Genomic DNA, 26,723 nt, shown 5'->3' on the forward strand with positions numbered 1-26,723 from the left:
TTTTATCCAAATAATTGGTTATTTATTATAGCTTAATAAATTGACCTGTCGCCTGGGATTCGAAAGCAGCCAGAATGACTTGCAAGGATTTCAGACCTTCTTCTCCAGAGATCGTAGGAGGCGTGTTCGTTACAATGGATTCTACAAAAGCATCGATGACGCCACTTGGCACTTGCTTCTCATTCGTTGACATAGCACCAACTTTGTAAGTTTCAACTGTACCGTTGGTAAGTTCCACGATCACTTCGTCGCCGTCTACGGTACCAATCTTCATCACTCCATGCTCACACCATAGCACAGTACTGTTGTCTCCACCTTTGTATTGCGTCCAGCTTGCAACCAATGTTCCGATTGCACCGCTTCTCATACGGAGAAGGCAAGTTGCGTTATCGTCTACTTCTGTACCTTCTTTGTGCAATGTACCGATAAAACCAGCTACTTCAGCTACTTCATCATTCAATAAATAACGGATAAAGTCTGATTTGTGTACGCCGAGATCGCCCATAGCACCCATGATTGCTTCTTCTTTGCGGAAGAACCAGCTGCTTGCACCGTCTACACTCCAGGCTTCTGGACCAGGGTGACCAAATGCTGTACGGAAATTAAGCACTTTACCTAGCTTACCGGAGTCTAGAATTTCTTTGGCCTTCACGTGAGGAGGCATCAAACGCTGATTGTGTCCTACCATCAGATACACGCCGTTCTTACGAGCAGCTTCAATCATTTGCTCTCCCTCTTCAGTTGTACAAGCCATTGGTTTCTCAACCAAGACATGCTTGCCTGCATTAGCAGCCGCAACAGCCATTGAAGCATGGAGGTAGTTCGGTGTACATACGCTAACCGCGTCTACTTCTTCATTAGCCAGTAATTCCTCGAAGCTAGCATATCCTTTACCACCATAAGTTTCAGCCATTTTGTTCGCACGTTCGATGATAGGATCTGCAAAAGCAACTAGTTCTACGTGTTCGTTAGCAGCGTACTCTGGAATATGTCTACGTTCGGCAATAGCGCCACAGCCGAATACGGCAACTTTAATTTTTGTCATGTTAGTAATCTCCTCTGAGTGAATGTATTATAGTTCGAGTTCAAAAAGTCAGATTTTCAGCACCAAGAAGATTGAATGAAGCTAGGGACGTAAGGAGCGGAGCTACACGTTTTCGTAGAAAACGACCTCGGAAGGCTACGGTTGCAGTAGCTACGTGAGCACCTAAAATGTTTTCGAAGGAAACATACTTCGAAGGCATACGCTAGGACCAGCTGAATTCAATATTCGATGTCGAATACACTTCTCGGTAAGCTTCGTGATCAAAAGATGACTTTTTGAACAACCTATTATGTGAGTTAGTTTAAATAATTCTGTTTGAGCCAGTTGTAGCTATTCGTTATACTTTCAAGCGGTGGGTTCTGACATACGTCCTGCTCGACGATCAGCCATTTCACTCCCGCTTTCGCAGAAGCTTCAATAACAGCTGGCAGATTCACTGAGCCTTGTCCTAATTCTAGCGTCTTCATCTGTCCCTGCTCGTCTATGCTGAAATCTTTTAGATGAAGAAGTGGTAGACGACCTGCATATTTGTTAATATACTCAATCGAATTTTTACCTGCGAATTGTACCCAACACACGTCCATCTCCACTTGAACCGCTGCTGGTGTTGTTTCATTGAACATAGCATCAAATGCGTTATGATCTCCAACTTGGTCATGAAATTCAAAATCATGATTGTGATAACCAAACGTCAATCCATGCTTATTTACCTCAGCACCTATTTCTTGCAACTCAGAGAATAACTTGCTCCACTCTTCACTGCTCTGAGGACGATCTTCAGGCATTAGATAAGGACATATCATAAACTCTGCACCGATAGTTTGCAAGTAATTGATCTCTTTGTGCAAATCATTACGCATAGCTTGAAGTGAAACATGACTACTGAATCCTTTCAGACCCAACTCATCAAGCAGCGATTTCAATTCTTCGGCAGGAATATCTCCATAACCAGCAAATTCAACACCTTGATAACCAAGTGCCGCCACTTTACGAAGAGTGCCTTCGAAATCTACTGCTGTTTCATCACGGAGAGTGTACAGTTGCAACCCTATATTAATCTTGTTCATAATAACAAGCACCTCAATCTGATTAAATTTATGCTAATTCGCTCTTATATCATTCTAGGGCAATTCAGGCTAAAATGAACATATACAATATCGGCAAAACATGAACTATTTGCTCAACATCAATTAGGAGGATTAACCCTGTGGACACATCTCTGCTTCTCTGTGATTACTCATATCACTATAAATCATTTAACCACAATCTGAAGGGTGGATTACAGAACTACCTTTTCCGCTTGCAAACAGAAGGCTCTTGCGAAGTGATTTCAGGCGGTAAAATATATACCCTGGTCGGCGGTGATCTGCTTCTGCTTCAGCCAGGTGATGATTACCAACTAACCGTGAAAGATCCACCTACTAAGGGACGCTTATCTAGCGGAGATTACTATTTGTTCTGCCAAGGTTCCTGGATTGATGCCTGGTGGAAACGGCAGGACCGTCCAGTGACTAACCGAATTGGCACCGATGCTCAGCTGATTAGCTTATGGCGCAACCTTCTGCTAGAGAAACGACGCGGTTCGCTCGAGGAAGATGAAGAACTGAAGGATGTGCTGTTACGCAGCCTTTGTCTATATATTGATAGAGCCATTACCGAGAATATTCAGACGGATCGAAAAGGTTCAGCGACACTGAAGCTCAAGCGATTCATTGAAGAGCATGCCACGATTACCTTCAAACTCGAAGAAGCTGCCAGCTATGCGGGTCTCAGTCTATCTCGAGCAGTAAGGCTATTCAAGGAACATTATGGAAAAACAATGATTCAATATGCAATTGAAATCCGCCTCAAATCTGCTGTAGAACAAATTAGGTACAGCGAATTGACACTGGAGCATATTGCCGAGACTTGCGGCTTCGCCAGCTACTCTTATTTTCACCGGGTATTCCGAATGCACTTCGGCATATCTCCATTAGAGTATCGTTCATTACATCCACTGCCTAAATTAGAATATTTCTGACTAGCTCAACGCCTTAACCAATCCTTTAACATCCAACCCGTCTGTGGCAAAAGCTCTTCGCACTAGCTCAGGTGGAATGAACTCATCGTATTTCCCTAAATACGGCGCTTCATCTGGGGATAGGAGAGATATGGGATCCTCGCAGCTGCCGGATTCCGCTATGATATGTTCTAGAAGAGTGTCCGCGTTGGTTTTACCCGCTACTACCATATAATACGGCTCCATAGGAACGATAGACCGTAGATTCAGCTTATCCTTCAGGTTGATCTTAATTAACCGTTCCAAGGTACGGAATTGCTTACTTCCAACCCAAGGCATAATGAAGAAGGAATCGCCCCCTGCTGGAATGACAGAACTACGTAACATTCCACTTTCTCTTACAAGACGGCGAGCTCGTTCGAGCCGATTCACTGCATTAGGCGCTAAATAGGAGTAGATGGAACCATCTTCCAATATCTCACGCATCTTCTGCACAACACGGGTGTGCACATCGCCTCCAGCCCCCAACCAAAGCGTGTCCACCTTTCCACGTGATGATTTCACATAGACGGCTTGATGCTTCGTGTCTACTTCTTCTACTTTCCAGAGTTTACCTGCTAGGGTGAAACAATAACCCGGTGGTGGAACTGTCGTTATGGAGCCTATTTCTTCCGTACCATTATATACGACATGTTCCTCATCGTCTTTGAACACAGCATAGAAACGGAAATTGTTCACGATCCGCTCACCCATTAACCCAATAATTAGAGTCCCTACTTCTGTCCGTTGGATGTGGTCCGTCTGCAGTAAATAGTTCAGGAGTATCTTATAGTCATCTGGTTGAATCTGTTTAAAAGAAGGTAATGTAAGCACTGCTCTTGCGAGTTCCGCCGGCTCTGCTTCGCCTAAACTCTTGAGCGTACTCATCGTTTGATGATAGAGCAGACCCATGGGCATTTGACGAACATGTAAGGGCTCGACCCATCTCTCTCGAACGTATAGCTCAATCACCGCTATAGCCCGTAGCAACATCCATGGCATTCGAGCTGGAAGTTGTGCTTCTTCATCCTCTTCTTCTGGGCATACAAACAGCATTTCCGAAGCTGCGCTACCCCGGCGTCCTGATCGCCCCAACCTTTGGACGAAACTCGAACTGCTATAAGGTGCTCCGAGTTGAACTACTCGTTCCAATTCTCCGAGATCGATGCCTAACTCAAGTGTTAATGTTGCTGCCGCAACGGCAGGTCCATAGCCTGTACGAAGTGCGGCCTCTGCTTCTTCACGCAGCATCGCGGATATACTTCCATGATGCACGTAGAATACATCGGGTTCATGGCGTTTTGCTGCGATACGCCGAAGCTCTAGCGTCATTAACTCCGCATCTGAACGGCTATTGGTGAATACTAGCGCTTTCTTATGATGTGTATGATCGTAAATATAGTCATGATATGCTTGTTTCGCATATTCCAACATCTTAGCCTCTTCTTCATTCCGCGCATCAGGAAACGAGAAATGCTCCACACTCAACTTCAGCTTCCGTCCCCCCTGTGGAGATACGATCTCCGTCCGCTTGTCTGTGCCCGCGCTAATCCATTCCGTTGCTGAATCATAGTCACTGAGCGTTGCCGACAAACCAATTCTTCGTGGCGTACAGTAGGCCATTCGCTCGATTCTAGCAAGCTGGCATAACACTTGAATGCCACGATCTGATCCCATGAATGCATGTACTTCATCAATAATGATGTATCTCAGATCATGGAATAAGGCTGGAATTGCGTTCGGTCTGTTCATGAGAAGCCCTTCGAGAGATTCAGGCGTAATCTGAAGTACACCGGAAGGCTTCTTCATAAGCTTCGTCTTCTCTGCCTGGGGGACATCCCCATGCCAATGCCATACTGGTATTTCAGCCTCTTGAAGCAGCTCATTTAATCGTTCAAATTGATCATTGATCAACGCCTTAAGTGGGCTAATATACAGAATCCCTACGGATTTAGATGGCCTTTCATGTAACTCTGTCAACGCTGGGAAAAAGACGGCTTCCGTCTTACCAGAGGCCGTCCCCGAAGCAATAAGTAGATGATGCGGTGTATCGAAAAGAACACGGCAAGCTTCTACTTGTGCTTCACGTAATTCATCCCATCTTTTGCGATATATGAATTCCTGAATAAACGGGGCTAGTCTATAGAATGGATTATCGCTCATAATTCGAACTCCGCGAGGAAGTCATTCACTTCATCCGGATCAGCCGCGGCGGGTGCCACATGTCTTTCACCAAGTAGATCCTCATATGTCTTCTCTGGATTCTGATGGAGCGTATTAAGTAAATCCATGAAATCCCGTACAATTTCACGTGTCGTGAGTAGTTCATCCGCTCCCAATCGACCGACCGCAAGCTCCATAAATTGTACTAGTTGTAGATCGTTCAATGACGACTCATAACTATAGTGCATCGCATGAATATTACTCAGCTTCTGCAATAGAATCAGGATTTCTTCATGGGATAACATGTTCAAACGGAGCATCGGTCCCGTGTAATTCTTCAAGCCCTCTGCTCCATACCGTCCTTCTACCAACCGTGATCTAAGTGCTTCATAACTAAATAATCCTCGCCGTGGATCCTCTACAAATTGAGGCGTTCCACCCAAAAATATACCTAGATGCTCTGCTTTACCTTGCATCGTATCATTGAACATCATGAGCAGCTTCTCATAGTTGCTCTGGCGGGAAATACTGTTCGTTATTTTGTACAAGTTAACCCCTTCGTCAATGAACAGTAATAAGCCTTTGTAACCGATACGGGCTACGAACTCCGACCACAGCTTCATATAGTCGTACCAGTTACTATCATCGATAATAACTCCGACATCTATCGATCTACGGGCCTCGGTCTTCGTCGGGTATTCCCCACGTAGCCAGCGAAGTGCAGCCTGTTTACCTTCATCGTCTGCTAACTTATAACTGTTCCAATAGGCTGCTAATACCTTGGCGAAGTCGAAACCATGGACCATATTCTGCATCTCTGTTGTGATAGCGAATATCCGTAGCTCCACTTCCTGATTCAGCGCAAGATCATTCGGTCGAAGACCCAACTCCTTCATGGCTGTCTGCTGAATCGAAGAAATCCATTTCTGCAAAATCACTTCAAGCGCTCCACCATCTGGACGAGTACGTGTGGAAAGATTGGTCATCAGTTCACGATACGTCGCTAACCCTTGTCCCTTCGTTCCAACCAAGCGTCGCTCAGGCGATAGATCAGCGTCTGCCACAACAAACTCTCGATCCATAGCATAATTTCGGATCATTTGTAACAGAAAGCTCTTCCCGCTTCCATATCGTCCAGTAATAAGCTTGAACGTGGCTCCCCCTTCGGAGACATTATCCATATCACGTAGAATCGCTTCAATTTCATATTTGCGCCCGACAGCGATATGCTCCAGTCCAATTCTTGGTACTACACCTGCGGTTAATGAATTTACAAGCGCAGTTGTCATTCTTTTGGGAATTTTCAATTCACTCATGTTATTCACCTCTTCACTCTTCTCTGACTAGAGTAGTCAACATAGGCACATAGTCTTCCATCAATTCATCACCATCGATCATTAAGTCACCTATCGTATCCATCGCAAGTTCATTAATGTCATCTAGTAGTAATTCTGGCATCGTTCCTACTTCATTGGCGATATCCATTAGTCCTGAAAGACCTTGTCCTTGTTTCAGTATATAGAGTGCCTCCAACTGAGTTACACTCAGTGCGTCCGCAAGTTGCATCCACTCTTCTGGTAATCCAGTGACGTCCCATGTCACGAGGGGGGCGATAGGCTTACAGTTATGGTCAACTTCTTCTACACTCTCTGTAGCAAGCCGCGTGGATTCTGCCTCTTGTTGTTCAGGAACATGCTCTACTTCGTTATCGAGATTCTGAGCAACCTTTAGTCTCGCTTGCTCTTCTGGTTGCTCGTCCCCTTCATCTATATTCACCGTCAATATATCCCGAACGAACTCCGAATCACGCTGAATCCGCGCGAGCTTCTCCTCATCAATCACGACGACGGGACCAAGTACTTCTGAGCTAGTTGTTACCTTCAGCATACGATCCATGTAGCGAGAGACCAACGTTTCAATCTCCGCTTCCAGCTCAATGCCCCGAAGCCTTCCTTTGAAATTCATATGTTCTCGAAGCTTATTCTCCGTCAGCCGAATCAAATGGGTGATGTACTCCCTGAGGGGGGCATGCTGACTGAGCTTGTTCACACTTACAACGGTCGATCTACCATAGAGTGACTCATCATACGTTGCACTAAGGAAGAGTGGTCTTTCCTTACCCACAGGTGACCCCGGATAGAATATTTCAATGAGACGTAACCCCTGTTGTTTCGCTAAATAAGCATCAACAAGTGCTAATACTTTAGGGGCATATTCATTCAGGGGTATATCCCCGCCACCGATGTAAAACTTACTCTTACGCACATCAACATCCGCCAAGCGTACTAACAGAGAGAACGGAATGTCTAACGGTTCAGTATTGAATCTATGCATCAACTCTAATTCCAGTACGTCACCAGACAGCTCATTCGGCACAGATTGAAACACATCCTGATGGGGAATGGGAATCTGATGTACCAGAGTAAAGTCCGTAATCCATTCTAGCATATAGGTTGTAAGCTTCGGATGGCGTTCTCGATAAGCCAACCATACATCCACCATAAGTTGATAGCCATCCATTGGATCCTTCCAACCAATACCATTAATCAACTCATACACATAAAGAAAAATATAAGACAGACTACTATCGGGGTAACGCTGCTCTCGCACTTCGCTTCTCCAATAGAAATACCATCTCGATTGCGATCCTGTCATACTATCATAAGTAGGCCAATAGTTCATAAACGGTACAAATACAACCTCTGTACCCACTTGATCCTCTAACTGTTTTGCCCTCTTGGTGAAACGATGTTCATTCTTGCTGAGGACACCTCGAAGTGAAGTAAGCTCTTTCGATGAGATAGGAGCTTGAATTGGAAGCTGCTTAGGTTCGAGCTCAAGTCTCGCCTCCCTCCGTGGAATCGCCATACCCCTCTCAGTACGCTCTTCCACCAATTCCATCTCTGTCATATGAAGAGGGACCGATTCCTCCTGAATCATTGATGGTCTTTCCATCCTTCTGTAGGGTCGTGGCAATTCTTTTCTAGGCTGGTTAGGGTTATATATGACGTATTGAGCTACGGTATAATCATTGATCTTTAACAAATTCATATGGGCAGTAGAGACATAAGATTGTGCTATATAATCCGCTTCGGAGTAAATAGCCAACTTGAGCCGTGACTTCATCTTCTTCAATTGCTTATATATTTGAGTCGTGCTGCTCTTCGTTAGGTCATCCGGTTCAAGCATGAGAATGATATCAAAAGACATCCTCTCTACCTGCTGTTGCTTAGCTACACTTGGCGTAGAAATAATTACTCCGCTCAAAAGTATCTCTTGAATGATCTTATCCTTGCCACCCACCATAAGCCACATAGCGTCTAATGTACGCCAACTCTCTTTCAGCTTGTCCAGTAAAGTCTTCTTACCTATTACAAGAATTCGGGTTTCCGGATCATTCTTCACCATATCATTCATAAACAAACGTAATTGTTCTGCATGATGTAATGCTCCACCTCTAACGCCGCCGTTCAAACCCCATTTGGCCAAAAATTGTAGATGCTCATAGATGGGGAGAGCCCCTCCATATGGCCATACCAAATCTGGAAAGACAATACTGCTCCATGCTCCCTGCATTCTCTCACTTCCACGAGCAATAATCTCTGATGCCGTTAGATGATAAGGCCTGTCCAATAGGGCTCCATGAATAGTTCTTCCCATGGGACCGACTCCTGCTTGTCTGAGTGTGTCTACAGCTACATAACCATGGGGAACAGGTACTAGTGAACCATCTGGCTTGATACTCCGCGATACTTCGGCAGCCTGAATCCGCTGTGAACCTACCGTTAATACAGGTACGGCGTATGCCTGACCCACACCATTCCTCACTTCCGTATATCCTTCGAGTACTAGTTCGGCCTCATGATACGTTCGGTGAATGTCAGTAAGTTGTTCATCTTCCCGGTTATCATTCATAGTACAAGCCCCCCTTCCCTAGTTTATATGATAGACATCCATATTTTAATGGCAGTTAATGAAATTAAAATGATTAAAATGTACCTTAAATATGTCACATTCATTCTCGCACCAATACGCGATCCAAGCGGAGCACCTAATAAACTCCCTATTACGGTAAAGAGGATAGGCAGCAATGGAATGGGTCCGCCTGTTACTTTTCCGATGACCCCACCCATCGCTGAAATAAATACGATGGCAAGGGATGATGCAATTGTTGTTCTTATTGGAATTTTCAAAACCGTTAACATCACCGGAATAAGAATGAAGGCCCCACCTGCGCCAACAATTCCTGATGCAATTCCGGTTGAAAAGGCGGCTCCAATTGCAATGGTTCTATTATATAATATTTCGACAGAATCATCTTGTTGTGTTCCTTTATTGGGAATGACCATGAGTACAACAGCAATAATCGCAAGTACGCCATAAATAATGTTAATGGTGTCACCAACTAGAAATTGAGAAACATACCCACCGATAAGACTTCCCAGCAAAATACTAATCCCCATATTGAGCACTAATCCCTTATGAATCAACGAGGTGTTCTTACTTTTCTTACTCTTTCTTCTATAAGCAAGAATACCAGCTAATGACGCAAAAAAGACTTGAAAAATACTTATGCTTGCCACTTCTTGTGCCGTAAAGTTAGCCACACCAAGGCTTGAAGGAACAAAGAGTAACAATGGGTAATTAATAATGGCTCCTCCGATGCCCAACATTCCAGAAAAGAAGGATCCGATAAAACCAAGAATGATCATAATCATTGAAAAAATAATATCCAACTAGGCACACCCTTATCTCTCTAACCCAATGATAGAGTGAAGTACATTGAGTTAGGCAATAATAATCTAATTACCCTCTGTACAATAGGTAATCGTAACGGTATAATAAATACCAAGTAAATTCATGTGAATTAGGAGGTTATCATGTTTAAACTATTTAAGAGCCTCTTTGAACATAGATGTCCTGAGTGTAATGAATTACTATCCATCGAAGATACTACCTTGTGCATAGTTAAATCTTGCTCACAAGGTCATTATAAAGAAGAAACCTATAGTTCCCTTGGAGTAAGGATTGTTTATGATTCTTCCAAAGATGATGAATAATAGCCTGTATTAGGCGTGAATATCACCAGATACAATTCTGACAGAGTTGCCGCTACTTTTCCACCTTCATCAAATAGAATATATATGACAACAAAGCCGAGATAGAAAGTCTATCTCGGCTTTGTTTATTTTCAAGATTTACACCGATGGGATCATCATTTTTGAGCGCCGTTGTTTCAATGATCTGAAGGGGCATCGCTGTTTAATTAGTCATACAAGCCAACGAATCGTAACGAAAAGGATCCACTCCAAAGTTTTGGAGTGGATCTTTATTCATTCATTATATCTTCTTCATAAATTTAGCTGGAACGCCTGCAACAACAGTATTCTCAGGAACGTCCTTCGTGACAACTGCTCCTGCTGCAACAACAGCGTTGTTCCCGATCGTCACACCAGGTAGTATTGTTGCGCTTGACCCAATCCATACATTCTTACCAATGATAACTGGAGAGGGAAACGTTGTGTTTCTTGTCTCTAAATCTAACCCATGATTAAGTGTAGCAATCACGACATTCATGCCAATCATTGAACCGTCCCCTATACTAATTCCACCCCTATCCTGGAATGAACATCCTGTGTTCAAAAACACATTTTTTCCAAAGGTAATATTCTTACCAAAGTCTGTATGAAATGGCGGAAAACACATAAAGGAAGGATCAACTTTGTTACCTGTTAGTTCACTAAAAATATCGACTATTTCTTCTCTAGAATGATGGGACGTATTTAATGCCGTTGTTATCCTTATGGCTTCATAACTATTTTGGGTTAATAGGCCATGTAATTCTTTGTCCTCACCTGAAATCGGTTTACCTTTCCTACAAAAATCAATAAATTCATTCATATTCATTTTATAAAACCACCTTTATATGTTTTTTCTTGTCTAATATAAGTGCACTTAAAATAGCGTGAAAGGTACGGAAGCGGGAAATAGATGCAAATCTACAGTTAAAAGTGACGATAACGATGTAAATTAGGAATTTGAGTAATCTAGATGTACTCTGTGCAGCTAAAATTAGTGTTAGAGGAAATTGATCAGATTTAGATGTTCTTTGTACATCTGTTGATTAACGAAAAGGTGGAGTACATCTAAGTTAGTTACAAATTTGTCCTCTAAATCCATCACTATTCCTCTTTCCCCACTTTAGGTGCTCAAACAGCATCTAATTAATCAAAAAGCCAACTTTTCAGCTATATCCCGAATTTTAACTGTCATCTGTGCACTTACTTCGTTCCCGTAGGCCTCTAAAGGTCCTCAAAGAAACTTATACTTTTCTATTTGTTTCACGAACTTAATTATTAACATCCTTTAATTTCACATCTGCTTGAACTTTAATTCGGTACTCCTGAGGTGTTACTCCCTCTAGCTCTTTAAACACACGGGAGAATTGCTTGCTATTCTCAAAGCCTACTGATTCTCCTATGACAGATAGCTTCACCGAACTTTTCAGCAACAGTTCCTTCGCTTTCCTAATCCGCACCTTTTTCAAATATAGAACAAAATTCTCACCGGTATGTGCTTTAAATGCCTCACTGAAATAGGAGTAACTCAGAGACACATGATTGCTTACGCTTGCCATGTTCAACGGGCGGGAATAGTACTCTTCTATAAAAGCGACCGCCTCTTTCATATCACCATTCTCGGTATAAGCAGATCGAACCTGCGTAACATAATCATTGACACTAATAAGTAGATGCTCCAACTTACGATAATAATCATGAAAGCTGTGAAAGTTGGACATATTCCCTACCTTCTTGTACAGCTTAAGTACTTCTATAGAAGATTCTCCGTATACAAGAAATACCTCATCTAATACCTGCTCATTCATCAGTCTACTGACGCGTTCCAAATACGAAATGTCCATATGTTGTAAATGTTCCGTCTGAAATATAGAAGCTAATAGAGCCAACATTTCTTTCTCACGGTCTGTACCTAACATATTAGCTAATTTACGAATATCTTCATGGGGTAGCGGAAAGGAACTCCGCTTTCCCTCTATCGTCTCGTATTCAATGAAATAGGATTGCGGATACATGAAGGTATATTGTAGCGCCTGAATAGCTTCCTCATATAACGTTCTGATATCCACTAAGTGATGACCCTCTGTACTGCTAATACCTATACGCAAACCATGCCATCCTTTAGCTTCAGCCTGTTTGGATAGCTCATGAAACAGACTCTTCGGACTCCCAATCAATACTGACTTCCCTTCAGAATCCGAAGTTATAACTTCGAGTCTCCCCACTAATGATCCAGACAATCGCTCCACTAAATGGTGTATTTCACCTGGTACCATCCTAGATCCATCTTCATATTGAAAGTTTGCAACAGCTACTGTAAGTGGCGTTCCGAAATTGGCGAATTGAATCTCATGACTATATTTCTCTAGATTCTCCTCCGATAAGCTGCCCGGATGAACCAATAATTGCTGAATTCGACTGGAACGAATCCCCTTTTGGAACAATTGACCTTCCTTGGCTCGTTGCTGATTGATCATTTCCTGCTCTGTTAATTCCTTCTCGATCCGTGTCAGTAGATCGAATAATTCTTCCCTGCGAATCGGCTTCAGCAAGTAATCCTTCACCTTATATTTAATCGCGGTCTTCGCATATTTGAAATCATCATACCCACTTAATATGACAATGACTGGCCCGTTACCTTGCGCCTCCTTAGATAACTCCTCTAAAAGACGAATGCCATCCATCACAGGCATGCGTATATCGGTAATGATAATATCAACAGCTGTACTACGATAAGTATCCAATGCACTCTGGCCATTGCCCGCCATAACAATATCGTACGTATCTGGATACTCTCGTTCAATCATCGTCTTCAACCCATATCGAATAATCTTCTCATCATCTACGATCAGCAGAGTCCGCTTCATTGGTACTTCCTCCTGTCAATAATACTCTGGGTAATGTGATTAGTACCTTCGTATATATACCTTCGCCACTTGATATCTCCAATCCATATTCCATACCATAGAACAGTTGAATCCTTTGATGGACATTATGTAGTCCAATCCCTACTACGGCCTTTACATCCCCCTGCCTGTCTCTTGATAACGCATGCTGAGTATTGAATTGCTCTTCTCGAATTCTTGAATTTAATTCTAAGAGCTGATCGCTTCCCATGCCATCCCCATTGTCCGTAATGGAGATACAAATATTATTCTCTACCGTCTCCACTACGATATCTATTCTTTTATCAGCCGCTTCACCACTCGTATCAGACCAACCATGTTTAACAGAGTTCTCCACGATCGGCTGAAGTGACATCTTCAGAACTTCTAGCTCCATATATTGAGGTGCAATGTCCATCATTAACGAAATGGGTTCATCAAAACGAATATTCATAACATCAATGTAGTTCTCAATATGTCTAATCTCATCCTTTAATTTGACATACTCGCCTGACCATTTGAAATTATAACGCATCATCCCACCCAGTGACGTTAACGCATCAGATATCGTACGCTGATTCTCTATTTCCGCCAGCATTTTAATATTCTCTAACGTATTGTATAGAAAGTGAGAATCAATTTGATTGTGCAGCGTTCGTAGCTCTGCCTCTTTGGTCAGTGCCTGCTTACGCACAGCTACGGCAACAAGTTCATTGATCTTGTGCATCAATTTATTGAAATGGTGAGCTAGTTCACCAATCTCCCCACCCCCGCGAATCGTAACCCCTGTATAAAGTTCACCCCGACGAGCTTTCTTCGTCGCTTCAGTGAGTCTCACTAAATCCTTGAGAATGATCGTGTTTAACACATACGCTATTACCGTAAATAACACTACAAATAAAATATTTGTTCCTATCGTTTTGTTCCGGATCACAGATATATCCTTCAGAACTTCCTCCATCGAGACAACATTCAGCAAGTTGGCTCCTAAACGCTCAATAGGAACTTGAATGAACAGGAATGACTTCCCATTCTCATAATACTGCATATCCCATACTTCACCTTTTCGAAGAGAGTTGAAACGATCGTGAATAGCCTGATTCATCTTCTTATTGTCATCGAGGAGCAAATGCTCCTGTCTTGTAAATATTCCCATATCGCCGTCAATTAGAAACAGTTGCGATTGGTCTTCCTGCATTTCCGAGAATATCCTAGGTGAGAATTTAGATAGTAGCATATCCACTTGAATAATAGCTGAATGTACACCCTTAGGTTTCTCGATCTCTCGAAGTAAGGATATTTTAGGTTTCTTCTCTGCTATGACATCGGAATCTCTTTTGGTGAAATCTACATCATGGTCTTGGAAATACCACATCTGTTGATCCCCTAGTCCAAACGTCTGTGGATACCATGGTTCTTGCCGAATTCTATCTTCGCGAAAAATAATGGGCCAGATTTCGTGTACATTCTTACTAGCCGAGAATAAACGCAAGTGCTCAATATTAGGATTGTTAAACTGGATTCGTGTCAAATTAACATAGGCATTCATATTGAAATCAACAAGTTCTTCTACCGATGCTTCACTCTTATTCGTTAAATAATTCTTAACAGCTTCATCTGATTCCGCAAGTTGTGCTGAACGCTCCATCGACTCGATCTGATTCAGAATGTGTAACTTCTCCATTTCAAGCAAATTACCATTCTTACTAATGGTATCTTTAATATATGTTTCATTAACCGCATTGAAGGAAGACACAGAAACAATGAGACTGGGCACCAAAATGATAAGGATATAAGTCGATATGAGGCGACTCTGTAACGATCTACGATCCCACCAATATAACCATGATTGTAGATATTTCTGTGCCCACTTCATCATCTTCACCACCCCCCATTCTCGTCGAAACAGCCCCGACCCCATGGTTTCATGGAGATCGGGGCTCAACTACCTATTCATTTATTTAAGGAACTCTTGAAGTTTACTCAAGTTCTCTTCATATTTTGCTTGTTGGAATACAGTCACTTCATCCAAGCCGTCTTTCTTACGCTTCTCTTGATACTCATTCCAAATCTTATCGAATTCAGCATCCGATGGTGCCATAAGCAGCTTAGGTAGCGTCTTACCAAATAGCTCGCCAAGCTTTGAATTAATGATACCCTCTGGAGAATTCCCTGTCGGATTCAGTAGTTCGAATTCGGATGCACTTACCGTCTTCCCTCTCGTCCAATCTTGGATAGATTTGAAAGGTTCTACAGCTTTCGGTGCCCATTGATCTGTGATGTTCGTATTCATTAGCATCCAGAATGTGAAGGATGACCCATTCTCTTTATCAAATGCAGACCGATCTTTATTTAATAATGCTAATTGATCAGGTAAGAACTGATCAACCCCATCAATTGTATCATAACTGAAGCCCTTTTCACCTAGGAATAAGTCCTTATTTCCTTCTTCACTGTTCAAATAGCTTAGGAAACGAATAGCACGTGCTTTGTCTTTCACATTTTTGGAAATCAACGTTACTGTCCAACCGGAAATACCAGGGCCGTCGAGCGTCGGCGCATCTAGGTTAGAGTTAGCTGGGCCATCAACAGCAATGTACACTGAATTTGGATCCGTATTATAGAGCGAATTTAATTGCGCCTCCATATCCTTCCACTGGTATATCATTGCAAAATAACGACCTTGTGCTAGTTTCTCTTCCATCTGTGGACGTTTATCAATGAAAACATCTTTAGCAAGTAATCCATCTTGGTTGACTTGACGTATTGTTTTCAGCCAACTCACATATTCAGGATCCGTACCGCGATCATAGAGTTTACCGTCCTTCGCTTTCGGGATAGCTAGCAAGTTCTGAATATAACCTTCTAGAGAATAGTTACCATTCTCTCCGAATTCATGTAATCCTAGTGGAATGAGTGGTTGGCCATTCACAGAAGGGAATTTCTCTTTAGCCAATTGTAACGCTTTCAAGAATCCTTCTTGAGTACGCATATCTGGACTACCGATGGCTTCGTACATATCTTTACGCACGAGGAACGTTTGGTTAGAAATATAAGTATCTCCGTATTCAGCATAATCCTTCGGAGAAGACGAAGCGTTTGGATAAGCATACACATTACCATCAGGCTTTGTATACCATGATAACTTAGCTGCATCAGATGCCGTAAAGAAGTATGGATCATATTCATCAGCTAGTTCATTTAGTGGAAGTACCAGTCCACCATCAATCATCTTTTGGATGGAATCCTCATTATTAGCTAACGTAATGAAATCAGGAAGATCGCCGGACGCGATGAGTGTATTCAACTTCTCATTCTCATTACCTGCAGGAATGACAAAGTTAATATCGACACCCGTCTTTTTCGTAATATATTGTGACGTCGGATCCACTCCCCACTTATTGGCAAACCAAGAGAAATTCAGGTACCAATCGAATGTAATCGGAGAAGTATCTTGTGGCCAACCTGGTGTGTCTGCTGACAATTGTTCAACAACCGGTGTTTCCTCCGCCTTGTTGTTGGCAGCTTTGTTGCCATTGTTGCTACTAACGTTGCTATTCCCTGAGGAACAAGCCGCTGTAGACACGACTACAACCAATGCTACTAGCGATAATAAGCTACGCTTCCAATACTTGATTTTCATTATCTTACCCCTTTTCGTTAATAGTATCTCACTGTGTATATTACAACTCTTTACCGCCCGTAGGCGGTAAGAGGAACTACCTAGAAGTGATAGACTATCCTTTGATTGAACCAATCATCATACCCTTTACAAAATACTTCTGTAAGAAAGGATATACGAACACAATCGGTAGTGTCGTGACAACCATCGTCGCCAATTTGATTGATTGTGATGTCACTGTCTTGGTTCCAGCACTTCCTTGTACCGCTGACATCATTTGACTAGAACTTGATTGCGCAACGACTCGGTACAAATACGTCTGAATAGGCTGCAGGTCTACATTGTTGATATAAATTATTCCCGTGAAATAATCATTCCACTGAAATACACCATGGAATAAGGCAATGGTCGCAAGAACAGGCATCGATACCGGAAGAACTACTCTCAGAAAGATGGACCAATCGTTCGCACCGTCCATTCTTGCAGCTTCTTCCAACCCTTCGGGAATTTCCCGGAAGAACGTCATGAAGATGATAAGATCGAAGAAGCTGAATAAGACAGGAATGATATATACAAGGAAATTATCCAGTAAATGAAGATCTCTTATCCATAAGAATGTCGGGATCAATCCACCCCCAAAGAATAGGGTCACAGTACCGATCAGAATATATAGCTTGCCTCCGATGAGTCCTTTTCGCGAGAATGCATAGGCAACCATCGCTGTAAAGAATACATGTGCTACTGTTCCGATCAGCGTCTTAGCTACCGTAACACCCATCGCAGTCATAATTCCCGGACTGGCGAATACCGCCTCGAAGTTCTCAAAACTGAATATTCTTGGCCACCAGTAGATACCACCACGCATAGCATCTGTCCCATCGTTAAAGGCGTTGACCAATACATACCATATAGGATATAAGGTGACGAAACAGATAAGGAGCATACCGACCGTGTTGATTAGATCGAAAAGGGCCTCACCTTTCGTTCTGCGTTGAAGAGTAAACATAGTGAATGAGCCTCCTTATCTAAAACAACGATGTGTCGTTGAGTTTTTTAGTTATTTTATTCGCAACAAGTAGTAAAATCATGGCAATGACTGCCTTAATCAATCCAATAGCAGCAGAATACGAATACCTACCTGAGAGTAATCCCGTTTTATATACATAGTAATCAATCACGTTACTTGCACTATCATTCAGTGAGTTCCGTAAGACTAGAACCTGATCGAAATTAGAATTAAGCACACCACTAACGGCTAGAATGAATAGAATACTTATCGTACCTTTAATCGATGGTAGTGTAATATACCACATTTTCTGAAAACGTCCCGCACCATCAATCGTTGCTGCTTCATACATTTCAGGAGATACACTTGATATAGCAGCTAGATAGATAATCGCTGACCAGCCTAGCTCCTTCCATATATCTGAAGTAATAATGATCGTCCAGAAATAGCTAGGTTCAGCCAGATAAGTGATCGGCTCTTTAATGACATGTAGCGCGATTAATATGTTATTAATAATCCCTATATCAGACAACCATGTTGCGAGGATTCCCCCCAATACAACCCATGAGAGAAAGTGAGGCAAATAGGATATCGTCTGCACGAATTTCTTGAACTTGACAGACCGTAGTTCATTCAAGAAGAGGGCGAATATAATAGGTAAAGGGAACCCAATTAATAGCTTGAAGAAACTCATTCCCAATGTATTCTTAATCACATTAACTAAGTTATCATCATCTAGAAACTCTCTAAAATGCTCTAACCCCACCCAAGGTGCCTCGGATATCGTCCGTATGATGTCAAATTCTTTAAAAGCAATAATGAGACCGTACATTGGAACATAGTTAAATATAATTATCCATATCACCCCAAGTAGGGCCATCGTCTGAAGATGCCTTTGGGTGTAAAATCTCTTCAACCATTTACGTGTAGATGATGGCTTCGTTGGCTGGATTTGCTGTGAAGGACGTTCTTTATTCATTGTAGGTTCCATTTCCATCATTCCTTACCTCCATGCTGTTTCATTTTCTCTGTCTCTATAGAAAGCACTTACACTTCTATATACTGCTTCTTCTTCTACTTCTATAGTACGAGTATTTCGTCGCCGACATAAGGCTTCATATTTCGTATTTAGGGTCTCATTTTTCGGATTTGGGTTAGCGCAACCAAGAACCTGACGGAAAGTTCACCGTCAGGTTCTTTAGTATCATTCCTAATAGAGAGAATACATCAAATCAGACATAGCTATAGATCTCTATTCCATACAGCGATGGACTATATGATGGAGGTTCCTTATTTGCCGTATACCTCGTTTACCTCTCGACAAATGTAACATCGATGTTCTTTCCAATCGCATTGTCAGAAGCATCGGATATACAATACCGGTGGCAGAGTCACCTTATGTCATGCGTGCTGCGCGCCTTCTCTCCGATCGCTTCCTTAGCTCCTTTAAGCTCCAAGCGAACGTTATCAATGAATACATCATGCGCATCAGTAGGCGTATTGTCTTGTTTCCCCATCAGTAGCTTGAATCCAGCTACTTCGTCTTTATCCATCGTAAACTCGTAGCTGTACGTTTGCGTCACATCATCTAGCTGCACCTGTTCATTCAAATAACGGATATAGCTGCTGTTCTCGACGATAGCTTCAATCGTACGCGGAGTGCTTGCTCTAGCTGTAAATGATACGATGTACGTTTTGCCCTTCGCAAGCGCAAGCGATTGTTGTTCTACAATGACATCCCAAGCGTTGGCACCAGTATTAGCAATAGCTGCTTTCATAGCTCCATCATCCACCGTAAACACTGCGCTTGAACTACCATCATAAATACCCTGTACATGTGTGCTCCAATCCTGGAAACCGGCGTCAAAGTAACCGTTCTGCAATGGAAAGGCTCTCGTACGAGCATCCTTCAGCTCAACACGAATATTATCAACATAAATATCATGTGCACCTATTACGCCTGCACCCTCAAGCTTGCCAAGCAGTAACTTAAATGATGGCGTAATATCGTTCTGAATCTGCAGTTCATAGCTAAACCTCTGCATCGACCCTGTTAGCTGTACCATTTCCGATAATAAGCGATTGTTGTTAGCATCTATAACAATTTCCATATCTCGATTCTTTGATGAATATACATCCAGTGATACCGTATAGGTATTTCCTTTGAATAAATCGAAATCTGTTTGCATAAGCATAACATCCCATGGATTCACACCTTCGCTGGCAACGGCTATCTTCAGCTCTTCATCCTGCACCTTAAAGTCTGCGCTCGATCCCCAGCCATCATAACGACCTTGCACATGCTCACTCCAGCTTGTTATACCATTCGAGAAGTCACCATTCTTCACTGGGAATTGATCCGCGAGTGCCATTTCATCCATATTATGATTCGTTAAACGCATCATCGTAATGTCGTCTAAATACACATCACCCTGTCGACCGCCTAACCAAAATTCGAGCAAGCTGTTCACATCAGTAGGCTGCTCCATCGTAAAGAGAAATGTATACTCCTTCATCTCAGGGGTAAGATCTATCGTCGTCGGACTAACATAGACCGCTCCGTCCCCATTATATAATCCCAAATGTATTGATCTAGCAGCCGTTGCTCTGGCTTTGAACATCACTTGGTAATCGTTACCCTCAATGAGGTTCATACCTTTCTGCGTCAGCTTAACTGTCTGCGCATCAACCCCGCCTTCGCCTATGGATACCTTCAGTTCTCGAGAGAGCGTATCCACTGAACCGGTAGCACTCCCATTGGTCACGTCCAAATTCCAATACGTCATGCGGTCCATCCGACCGATATCGAAGGTGCCATTATACACATGATTTCCGTTTAATGGCTCTTTAGGAGCGTTCTCATGATATAGATCAGGAGGTGCTATCTCTTCTACCTTCACATTACCAAGCCAGACGGGATTCGTACTCAATCCAAGATTGAATTCCATTCTTGCGAGCGTATCTGTCTCTGCTCCCATTTGGAAAGTCATTTCATAGGCTTGTATAGAGTCCGATAGCCTTGCTTCCAAGCTATCCGTATAAGTCGTCCATCCACGATTCTCACCACCGCCGAATTTGACTGTTATATTCCGATTCGCATTCGACTTAGCATCGAACGTCAGCTTATACCATCTGCCTTTACCTAGCGTTACGTTCTGAATCAGCTGAACAGCATGTGTGGCGTTGCCTCCTGCCGAAATATCCGCTTTGGCAAATCTTATGTCATTAATAGAGTCTACTGAAACCGAACCATTCCCTTGGAACGTGCTAACATGTACCAAATTCCAAAACTTCGTATCTAATGCTTGATCTGGCTCAGCAATCGTTGTAAATGGCTGATTGTAGCTCATGTCATGAACGAAGTTCCCTGCAATGGGTGTTTTATATTGATCAGGATAGGGTTCCGAGTCGATGACCGGCTCTACTGGTGTCTTATATGGTCTACCTGTAAGTTCATAGACCCGAACATAGTCAACTTCCATTTCCCCAGGTACTTGCGATGGATCTGGAACACGTCCGCCATCATAATTACCGCCTACCGCTAAATTCAATATCATAAAGAATGGTTGATCAAACGGAGCAGGAAAAGCATACTTAGCCGGCTGGTCCGCTCCCCAGCTGTCCCAATTATTCAGCGTTTGATACAGTTCACCGTCCACATACCAGCGTATTTCGCCAGGCTCCCACTCCACACCGTAGGTGTGATAATCTGTCATATCCGTTTCCTCGCCGAATTGGTAATTATCTCCGATCATTTTATTGTTTGGCCAGTTTCTACCATAATGGATCGTTCCACCAACTTCTTTCGGCAAGCGTCCGCGTGCCTCCATAATATCAAGTTCTCCTGATGCAGCCCATGTACCGTACTCATCATTTTGTGGCATCATCCAGAAAGCAGGCCATATGCCATCGCCCACTGGTAACTTCATACGCGCTTCGAATTTACCATATTTTTTACTGAAGGTAGGCTGCGTATATAACTTCCCTGATGTATACTTTTTACCACCATAGCCATCATCCTTAGCTGTAATCGTCAATATACCATCTGCTACCGAAATGTTCTCAGAACGGTAGTATTGCTCTTCGTTATTCCCCCAACCGTCTAGGCCGTACTCTAGACCTGTTCCATTCTGATAAGCCCATTTATCCAAATTGACGCCGTTAAAATCAAGATTATCACCACTACCGTCAAATTCGTCGTTCCATACTAGCTTCCAGCCTTCCTTAGGTGGATCTGGAGTGACCGGCGGCTCTGGATTTGGTGTTGGATTCGAACTTCCCCCGCTACTTTGCCCTGAAGAGGAAGACTGTTCATTCGTCCCCTTTCCTTTCTGAACTGAGCTCTGGCTCCCCTTGGCTAGACTTTTATCATTTAAGACCGTATTCAAGCCATCATTATTAATTTGCAGCACGGTTCCCTTCACCTTAAGGTTCGTTCCCGCTACTCCCTCATTAACGTCCAGTATGGCAACAGTCGTCTCATCGTCAATCTCCAGGTCGGATCCAGATTCCACCACAATCTGCTGTATATTGGATTTCCCTGACAGTACGACGCGTACTTTTCCTTTTGCTTTATTCACAACAAGCCTGTTCAGCTTTGTATTTATAAAATGGATACTATTAACGCCACCTCCATTGATATACACCGTTCCCTTGACTTCCGTATCTGTTACATAAATATCTCCTTCGCCAATTCCCTGCGTCAGAAACAAATCACGATCAATAACGGCCTGTTTCATGTTAACGTCCGCCGCATTTACGACCGCATTTCCAGCTATGTTCAGATTGTCATAGCTTCCTGCCACATTCATAACCTCTATCGCAAGTCTGTCCAGCAGAACAACCGCCTCAGCCCTTGTAATCGGCTGTTGTGGGCGTATCGTTTGATCCGGATACCCCTTCATGTACCCATCAGTCAACAGCTGCTCCAATGGTTCCTTCGCATATACTTGCACTTGATCATAATCCGCGAAATCAGACAGCTGATTCCCTCCTGCTAATGGGAGCTTGAACAACTCTGATATTATTGTCGCAGCCTCTTGTCTTGTGATCGGTGCATTAGGCTTAAACGTACCGTCTGGAAGGCCCGAAATACCCCCTGCCTCCTTAATAGCTACGATGTCATTGTTATACCAATCATCAGCCGAAACATCCTTGAAGGGATTCGTTCCTTTCACTTCCAACCGAAATATAGCATTGACCAGCTTGGCAAATTCTGCTCGTGTTACTTGACGATCAGGCTGCACGCTTCCATCTGGATAACCTCCAAGCATTCCCTTCGAAATCCACTTTTGCAGCGACTGTTCTCCCCAATGGGATCCCTTTTCATTCGTAGAGGATGCTGCGCTAACCATTGGCAAACTACTTGCTAGCATTATAAGTACTAATACCATTGAGATAAATCGCTTATTCATACTTATTCGACTTCCCTTCTTTTTCTATCTTTTTGTTTGATAGCGCTTACACATGTTGTTATAAAATCATTCATCTTTAATATCGTACATGCTTTTCCCTACAGAAATAAGGTTTCATATTTCATATTTAGGGTCTCACTTTTCGGATATGCTTCCAATTATAAATAGGGATATAGAAACCTTTTCTCCCCAGCAGAAAAGATTCTATATCCCTATTGTTATTATACTAATCCATGAAGACGTCTATCGTTGCTACTTCACCGTTACGCACGGCAAGTGCTTCCGCTCCCTGTATAACAGCCCCATCATATTCGACTACGCTACCGTCACATTTAACCAGCTTCATCCTACTTATCTTCGCAGCATTCGTACCGAATGTGTCCGCTCGGCGAGAGTTGTAATAAGTCACTTGTGTACTTCCAAGGAATGTATAAGATATCTTCCCTGTCTCATCGAATAACCAGCCTGGTAATGCCGGCGTAAGGGTAATTGTTAATTGTCCCTCACTCACCGTAAATACGTTCTTACCAGCCATCATCATTCTCCACATGCTGAGGAATTCTGCTGTAGACCCACTCAATCTAGCAACAAAACCTCTCCCATGTACTTTAGGATCTGGGTTGCCTCCAGTCGCAATAAATGAAGAGTTCTCCAATGTACTACGTCCATATACAGCCGGATCTAAGAAAGGAACGAGGGATGTCTTCAATTCCCCGAAATACTGATCATACAGACCTGACTTCAATAGCCCTAACAAGTATTTATAAGTCATGTGAAGGAAATTAGATTCTCGCTCTAACCAACCCGATGTAAATGCACGCATACGTCCAATTTCATGACCTTCTGCATCTAAATTAACGGATGTTTGATACATTTGCGTCTTCTGATCATACATCCCGGTCTTCTTAATCTGGTCATAAATATCCTTAACTTGTTGTGGATCGTTCAACGTCTTCATCCAGCGTGTTGGACCCTCGAGGAAATGGGGCAACGCATACACCTGGAAACTCTTCACGCTTGCTCTTGGAAGCCCGCCTTTACTCAAATCTGCTTCTCCGTTCTCATCAACCAATCTTTCAAACTCTGTAGCTTCAAAACGGAAATACGTAGGCGTGATTCCATCTCCTAGTTCTATCGCTCTCGCAATTCCTTCATCTAATTTAACTACAAATGCGGAGAACCCTTCTTCTATCACTTTCAAGGAAATCTCACGCTCCACCCCCGTAATTCCAAAGCGAATGCGCTCCCGATATGCTTCACGAGCAGAAGCTACTACATCCCAATAGCCAAATGAATCTAGCTTCCCATCCTGATAATGTGCAACAGCTTGTCGAACAGCATTGAACAGATCAGCTATTTCTTCGGGTAGTTGGATCGACTTCTCACCAAATTCCTTCGTACTTTCCAACAAGAAGATCATCATACGCTTCAATTCAAAAGTCTCACTCATACCTGACCCAAATAACCCTGGAAGTCCATTCATCGCGTCATTCCAACCTGGCTTGTTCGCTTCCATCTCCACACCCATACCATACGGATCTAATGTAGCAAACTTGTTTAAAGCTAACGATACGATTTTGCTGACAAGATTTGTCTGATAAATCTCGCCCGTGCCGTTCTCTGTTTGTAACCAGTTCGTATCGCTCATTGTCCGTCCAAGATGCTCTAACTTCTCCTCGTCCTCGATTAGCGCATCATACTGCCTAACTTGGTCATGGATCACAACATATTTCTTAGACCGCGGTTGAACATAAGCAGCACTATCGTAAAAGGCATAGGTACCATCTGCAAAGAGAAGATCTTCTTTCTTGTCTGGGAAAATATCTAGATAACCGTCTACCAAGTCCATATTGTAAGTCCAATGATCGGACCAGAATCCTTCACCGAAACCGGCTTCGAAATTCTGCTGTGAAAGAGCCAATACCCCGCTGAGCAAACGTTCTTCGCTTACATGAAGCTGCACGTCATGATCTGCTAGAAAATTAATAATAGCTCCTGGTGTAAACTTCCCACTACATAATGCTATCAGTTCCTCATGTTGATCTGCCACAGCATCATTAATCCAATCCGTAAGCTTACTTTTATTCTCTGGAATAACTTTGAAGCTACATCCCTGCACACTAAGCGGGTTATAACCGTCTGCCTGCATCAGACTGAAGAACATTTTAATATTAAACGTACCGACTTTAGGATTGAAAAATACATCATTACGGCGGTTCTGATTCATGTCGCGGAAATTCCCATTCCCTTGTGAGTAATATTCGGGAGCCAATGAGAAGAAATTATAATCCCGCTCCAAGTCGCCATGCTTACGAGAGTACAGATGTACAACGAACCCCTCGCCCTCATTGTCAAAAATAAACGGATACCCTCCACGGAGGAAATTATCCATATACGACTGCTTTGCGTAGGCATCAAATAGTTCAGAGGACGTATGTGTTGCAATATCTGCCGTCAATTCTTCAACTAAGATACTCGCTTCTTCCTTCTTACGAGAAATATAGTCTACTGAACATAGGACGTCTGCTTTGGCGTTAATTCTATCAATATTATTCACGTGGCCAATGATTGTGTTCACGGTTAGACTTTCGCCTGGAGCGATAGTCTGTGCTACCCCACTGAAGCCACATGGCACTTTATTGACCGGATATTGTGGCTGTTGCACAAGCTCAGCGAGCGAAGCAGCAGCAAAGTTATCTGGGTACATTAGTGATGTATTGCCACCAAATACGACTTCAAAGTCTACAATCGGGGAGATCCGCTCACCTTCTCCTGTAAAGGATAAGTAGAAATGTCCACTCGTCACTTCACTGACGCGCGCCTCATCTGCTGTACTGGAACGTACGTGATAGAACGGGATGCCATTCTCTAGATTATAAACTTCCATCCAACTGCGCAGAAGGTTACCGACCTCTTTAAATCCTCCGTTTTCTACTCCGTACGGAAGAATCTCAGGCATCCCATCTAACAGTTCTAATTGAATTGGCTCCTTACTAGTGTTAATGATTTCAACCTGACGAACCAAAGCAGCATAATCATCATTCGGTAAATTGAAGTAATTCACCACCGTCTTCAGTCCATGTGCTGCATGAGTTTCCTCGATCGTGAGTCCGTTCGGAGAAATCCTCATTACACGTGAAGCATGTGCATCCGGACGAGCAGTTTGAAACGGTTCATAGACACGATCCTGTCCTTGTATCTTCATAAAAGTTCGAAACCCATTAGCTGCAACGTTCTTGTAAGTGATACTTGCTGGGGAGAATTCCATAATAGCCGAATTCTTATCTCGAATTCCAAAACTACATACCCCTTGGCCCCGATTAACATAAAATGTCCACATCGGAATCCCCTTTAATCCTGCTATTCCAGGTAGGAAACTTGAGAATGGCTTCGCTTGGTCAAATTGTTCTATAACAAATGTATTGTTCTCGTAATAGTATTTGGACATGGTCATTCACTCCTATTTAGAAAT

16 protein-coding genes are annotated in these 26,723 nt (G+C 42.9%); 2 read left to right on the forward strand and 14 right to left on the reverse strand.

The window, feature by feature from the left end:
• Positions 1–25: 25 nt before the first annotated feature.
• Together AC1TO9_RS13520 and AC1TO9_RS13525 are read right to left on the reverse strand one after the other, a co-directional pair.
• Entirely contained in the window at positions 26–1,045 is a 1,020-nt protein-coding gene (locus AC1TO9_RS13520; RefSeq protein ID WP_482057656.1) for a Gfo/Idh/MocA family protein, read from the reverse strand.
• 296 nt (positions 1,046–1,341) lie between these two features.
• Positions 1,342–2,112, reverse strand: coding sequence for a sugar phosphate isomerase/epimerase family protein (locus tag AC1TO9_RS13525; protein WP_482057655.1), 771 nt, complete (start codon positions 2,110–2,112; stop codon positions 1,342–1,344).
• A 140-nt stretch (positions 2,113–2,252) separates the two neighbouring features.
• Here AC1TO9_RS13525 and AC1TO9_RS13530 point away from each other — a divergent pair, with 140 nt between their 5' ends.
• Positions 2,253–3,065 (forward strand): AraC family transcriptional regulator, encoded by an 813-nt coding sequence (locus tag AC1TO9_RS13530; protein WP_482057654.1) that lies wholly within the window; start codon positions 2,253–2,255, stop codon positions 3,063–3,065.
• Here the strand turns inward: AC1TO9_RS13530 and AC1TO9_RS13535 are convergent, their stop codons facing one another.
• Genes AC1TO9_RS13535 through AC1TO9_RS13550 form a run of 4 tightly spaced genes read right to left on the reverse strand, consistent with a single transcriptional unit; the run spans position 3,066 to position 9,964 of the window.
• On the reverse strand, positions 3,066–5,246 hold the full coding sequence (locus AC1TO9_RS13535) for a DEAD/DEAH box helicase (protein WP_482059415.1): 2,181 nt from the start codon (positions 5,244–5,246) through the stop codon (positions 3,066–3,068).
• The gene (locus AC1TO9_RS13540; RefSeq protein ID WP_482057652.1) at positions 5,243–6,562 is read right to left on the reverse strand and encodes an ATP-binding protein; all 1,320 of its coding nucleotides are present in this window, start codon (positions 6,560–6,562) and stop codon (positions 5,243–5,245) included. Before AC1TO9_RS13540 ends, AC1TO9_RS13535 begins: the two co-directional genes overlap by 4 nt.
• A 13-nt stretch (positions 6,563–6,575) precedes the next feature.
• Complete coding sequence (locus tag AC1TO9_RS13545; protein ID WP_482059416.1) at positions 6,576–9,161, reverse strand: TerB N-terminal domain-containing protein; 2,586 nt, start codon at positions 9,159–9,161, stop codon at positions 6,576–6,578.
• Positions 9,162–9,184: 23 nt separating this feature from the next.
• The gene (locus AC1TO9_RS13550; RefSeq protein ID WP_482059417.1) at positions 9,185–9,964 is read right to left on the reverse strand and encodes a sulfite exporter TauE/SafE family protein; all 780 of its coding nucleotides are present in this window, start codon (positions 9,962–9,964) and stop codon (positions 9,185–9,187) included.
• Between the two features lie 162 nt (positions 9,965–10,126).
• Here AC1TO9_RS13550 and AC1TO9_RS13555 point away from each other — a divergent pair, with 162 nt between their 5' ends.
• Positions 10,127–10,306, forward strand: a complete 180-nt coding sequence (locus AC1TO9_RS13555) for a hypothetical protein (protein WP_482057649.1) — start codon at positions 10,127–10,129, stop codon at positions 10,304–10,306.
• Between the two features lie 280 nt (positions 10,307–10,586).
• On the opposite strand, the gene AC1TO9_RS13560 is transcribed toward AC1TO9_RS13555, so the two are convergent.
• From AC1TO9_RS13560 to AC1TO9_RS13595, 8 genes are all read right to left on the reverse strand, one after another.
• Entirely contained in the window at positions 10,587–11,153 is a 567-nt protein-coding gene (locus AC1TO9_RS13560; protein ID WP_482059418.1) for a DapH/DapD/GlmU-related protein, read from the reverse strand.
• A 442-nt stretch (positions 11,154–11,595) separates the two neighbouring features.
• Positions 11,596–13,191, reverse strand: a complete 1,596-nt coding sequence (locus AC1TO9_RS13565) for a response regulator (RefSeq protein WP_482059419.1) — start codon at positions 13,189–13,191, stop codon at positions 11,596–11,598.
• On the reverse strand, positions 13,163–15,088 hold the full coding sequence (locus tag AC1TO9_RS13570) for a sensor histidine kinase (RefSeq protein WP_482059420.1): 1,926 nt from the start codon (positions 15,086–15,088) through the stop codon (positions 13,163–13,165). Before AC1TO9_RS13570 ends, AC1TO9_RS13565 begins: the two co-directional genes overlap by 29 nt.
• Before the next feature lie 78 nt (positions 15,089–15,166).
• Complete coding sequence (locus tag AC1TO9_RS13575; RefSeq protein WP_482059421.1) at positions 15,167–16,852, reverse strand: extracellular solute-binding protein; 1,686 nt, start codon at positions 16,850–16,852, stop codon at positions 15,167–15,169.
• 94 nt (positions 16,853–16,946) lie between these two features.
• Positions 16,947–17,837: a carbohydrate ABC transporter permease gene (locus AC1TO9_RS13580; RefSeq protein ID WP_482057644.1), complete on the reverse strand. Its 891-nt coding sequence runs from the start codon at positions 17,835–17,837 to the stop codon at positions 16,947–16,949.
• Between the two features lie 19 nt (positions 17,838–17,856).
• A complete protein-coding gene (locus tag AC1TO9_RS13585; RefSeq protein WP_482057672.1) occupies positions 17,857–18,816 on the reverse strand; it encodes an ABC transporter permease in 960 nt (319 codons plus the stop codon).
• A gap of 412 nt (positions 18,817–19,228) precedes the next feature.
• Positions 19,229–23,251 carry a carbohydrate binding domain-containing protein gene (locus tag AC1TO9_RS13590; RefSeq protein ID WP_482059422.1) on the reverse strand — a complete coding sequence of 1,341 codons (4,023 nt, stop codon included), beginning with the start codon at positions 23,249–23,251 and terminating at the stop codon, positions 19,229–19,231.
• 226 nt (positions 23,252–23,477) lie between these two features.
• On the reverse strand, positions 23,478–26,699 hold the full coding sequence (locus tag AC1TO9_RS13595) for a cellobiose phosphorylase (protein WP_482059423.1): 3,222 nt from the start codon (positions 26,697–26,699) through the stop codon (positions 23,478–23,480).
• Between the last annotated feature and the right edge of the window lie 24 nt (positions 26,700–26,723).

Source organism: Paenibacillus sp. Y916 (assembly GCF_056786435.1).